We start from the raw sequence: 3,637 nt of genomic DNA on the forward strand, positions 1-3,637 counted from the left end.
GCCGATATCGTGATCTTCGACGACGACGGCGAGATCGACCGGGTCGTCGGTCTGAGCGCACCGGATCGTGGGCGGCCGTTCTATTACCGGTTGTCGCAGCCCATCTTCCATACACTGATCGTACGCAGCGACATCCTCATCGTTCACGAGATCACCAATGGACCATTTCGCCCCGCCGCAACCTCGTTTGCAGACTTCGCCCCGGACGATAGCGACGCCGCAAAGGTCGATGCGTACCAGGCCGAATTGCTTCGGCGCGTTGCCGCATTTCAGCGGAACGGTTGAGCGCTCACGAATCAACGCGGTTCTGTTATTCCTTCCGATCAGGGACCTTGCCACGGGGATGGTCATTTGAGCGACGTCGGTTCACGCGCCTTCCAGCGCGCACGCCAGCAGAAGCAGGCCAGAAAGCAGGCGGAGATGCTGCTGCCGACGGCGATCGCGGCCTATCGCGCGGGCCGGCACGCCGACGCGCAGGCGGTCTGCGGCCGGATTCTCGACGACCTGACCGATCACTTCGATGCCCTGCACTTGCTCGGCGTATCCGAGCTCGATTGCGGACGCTTCGATGAAGCCGAAAAGGTGCTGGCCCGCGCCGTCGGCGTCGATCCGAGATCGGCTGAGGCGAACTCCAACCTTGGACTGGCGCACTACAAGCTGAAGCGCAACGACGAGGCGCGGAAGTGCCAGGAGAAGGCGGTCGCGCTGAAGCCGAACTTTCCGACCGCCTGGACCAATCTCGGCAATGCCCTGATGCGCCTGCGGCTCTACGACAAGGCGATCGAGGCGCACGACCGCGCCATCAGGCAGAAGCCGGATTATGCCGATGCCTTCTGCAATCGCGGCATGGCCGAGCTTCTGCTCGATCGCACCGACCAGGCCGACCAGAGCTTTGCCAAGGCGCTGTCGTTGCAGCCGCGGCTGCCGGCGGCCCTCGTCGGCAAGGGCATTGTGCATCTCAACCGCCGGCACTTCGACGCGGCGCAGGCCGCGTTCGATGCGGCGCTGGCGTTGCAGCCGAATGCGGCCGAGATCCATGCGCATCGCGGCCGGCTGTTGCAGCAGATGGGCCTGCTCGGCCAGGCGGAAGCCGCCTATGATCGCACGCTTGCGCTCGATTCCGACAGCCAGGCAGCCTTGAACGGCAAGGCCCAGATTGCGCTGTTGTCGGGCGACGTCGCCCGCGCCATCGCGCTTTGCACCAGGACGCTGGCGCAGAATCCGGATTCGCACGTCGCGCTGAGCCTGCTCGGGCTCTGCCATGCCAAGCAGGGCGACGCGGCCGGCGCCATCGACCTTTTCGACCGGTCGCTTTCGATCAAGCCGGACTACGAGGAAGCGATCGTCAACCGGATCTTCACCCTGGACTTCATGCCGGAGGCCGATTTTGCCGCCCACCAGGCGGCGAGGAAGCTCTGGTGGGATGCGATCGGAGCCCGGCTGCCGCAGAGGCAGCTCGCTCCCACGACCCTCGATCCCGACAGGCGGATCGTCGTCGGCTATGTCTCCTCGGATTTCAGGGGCCATTCGGCCGCGATCGGTTTCATGCCGGTGCTGCGGCATCACGACCACGAGGCCTTCGAGATCATCGCCTATTCCTGCTCGCCGCTGCGCGATGACGTCACCGAGCAATGCCGCGCACTGGTCGACCAGTGGGTCGATGCCTCCCGGCTCTCGGATGACGAACTCGCCGATCGCATCCAGGCGGATCGCGTCGACATCCTCGTCGATCTCGCCGGCCATTCCGCCGGCAACCGGCTCACTGTCTTCGCAAGCAAGCCGGCCCCGGTCCAGGTCACGGCCTGGGGCAGCGCGACCGGCACGGGCTTGCCGACCATGGACCATCTGTTCGCCGACCGGGTCAACATCCCGGTCTCGGTGCGTCATTTGTTTGCGGAGAAGATTCACGAGTTGCCCTGCGTGATCACCACCGAGGCCCTCCCTGGCCTGCAACCGTCGACGTTGCCGCTGCTGCGCAACGGCCATGTCACCTTCGGCGTGTTCAACCGGATCGACAAGATTTCCAATTCCGTGCTGGCTTTGTGGTCACGATTGCTGCGCGAGGTGGACGGCGCAAGGATCGTCATCAAGAATGGCGCGCTCGACGATGCCCTGCTGCGCGACGGCCTGATCGCGCGCTTCGCCGCGCTTGGTGTGACGCGTGATCGCGTCAAATGCCTGGGCAGCACCTCGCGACCGGAGCATCTCGCGGCCTTCGCCGGGATCGACATCTCGCTCGATCCGTTTCCGCAGAATGGCGGCGTCTCGACCTGGGAATCCCTGCAGGCCGGCGTTCCCGTCGTCACCAGGCTCGGCAACAGCGTGGCCTCCCGCGCCGGCGGCGCGATCGTGACCGCCGTAGGGCTCGACGATTGGGTGGCCGACGATGACGAAAGCTATCTCGCGATCGCGCGAAAATTCGCGGCGATGCCCGCCGCCCTGGCGGCGCTGCGCGTTAGCCTGCCGGCGATGGTCGCGGCGTCAGCCGCAGGCGATGGCGCCACCTACACGCGGCGGGTGGAGGAAGGCTATCGCCAGTTCTGGCGCGACCATTGTCGCGCGCAGGCCTCGTCATGAGGCTCCCTCACGGCCCGGCACGACGCATGGTGGGTACGGGCGACGCCGTTGACGATCGGTGAACGGCACGCTGTCTTGCGCCAGAGGCCGAGCGGCACTACGGTCGAATCTGTTCTATGTTGATCGGGTAGTGGGCGACCGGGGGATTCTCGTATGGCGTACCTCAGCTTGCTGGGATGGCTGGTGCTGTTGTCGCTCGGATTGGTCGAGCAAGCGCAAGCCCAGGCCGCTCCAAAAACACCTCCTGCAACCTGTCTCGGTGCCGAGCTCGATGACGGAGCACCTGCTGACGCTGGCGCGCGAGAGGTCGCATGCTTGCGTGAGCTCCGCGGGCTCGCAAGCCGGCACGGAGAGCTGCTGACGGTGAAGCTCGACGACGGCACGTCGAAGACCTACCGGAGCGATCCCAAGGCATGCGAGAGCGACGACGCGCAACACTGTATCCACTATTGGCTCGTCAGTTATCATCCCTGGGCGCGCGTCTATTCGATCGAGATTCAGTATTATGAAGGCAGCGCTGTCGAGCTTGTCAGCGCCCGCACCGGGAATGTCCTCCGTCTCCCGGGTGAGCCGCATTTCTCGCCAGACGGATCGAGGTTCGTCGTCATCGACAATGACTACGCTTATGGCGGTGAATACGACCTTTCTGTCGGCTCCGCCGCAAACGGTTCGCTGGCATTGGAGTGGCAGCACAAGAGCGAGGGCGCCCCTCTGGAATGGCACCTTCAGCGCTGGGGCGACAATGATCATGTCGCGCTGCGCGCATTTTCCACTGAGACGTATCCCGCTGACACGACCTGTCCGAAGCAGGATTGTGATGCGGTGCTGGTACGCATCGACAATGATTGGACAGTCCGTCGGCTGCCGGGGAAGCAACCGTAGGCTCCTGCAGACGACGCGGCCCGTCGGGCGACTCGCTGCGTTTTTCGGGCGGCACGGCCACGCCGGCCTGTCCGAACACGCGAATATCCTCCGCGCCTGAAACAAAAATTGCCGTGGCAAGTCAAGACGCTCGGGCCATCCAGCTCGCGCGACCAGATTTTTCTGTTTCTTTTTTTCA

General features: G+C 64.5%; 3 protein-coding genes. All 3 read left to right on the forward strand.

All coding sequences use genetic code 11. The features are described 5' to 3' along the window. A partial coding sequence (locus tag JOY90_RS25670) for a WbuC family cupin fold metalloprotein (protein ID WP_291693909.1) occupies positions 1–285 on the forward strand: 285 nt, incomplete at its 5' end. 66 nt (positions 286–351) lie between these two features. Next, a complete protein-coding gene (locus tag JOY90_RS25675; RefSeq protein WP_291693910.1) occupies positions 352–2,577 on the forward strand; it encodes a tetratricopeptide repeat protein in 2,226 nt (741 codons plus the stop codon). A 153-nt stretch (positions 2,578–2,730) separates the two neighbouring features. Further along, positions 2,731–3,459, forward strand: a complete 729-nt coding sequence (locus tag JOY90_RS25680) for a hypothetical protein (RefSeq protein ID WP_291693911.1) — start codon at positions 2,731–2,733, stop codon at positions 3,457–3,459. Positions 3,460–3,637: the final 178 nt, after the last annotated feature.

This window comes from Bradyrhizobium sp., from assembly GCF_019242285.1.
GTDB lineage: Bacteria > Pseudomonadota > Alphaproteobacteria > Rhizobiales > Xanthobacteraceae > Bradyrhizobium.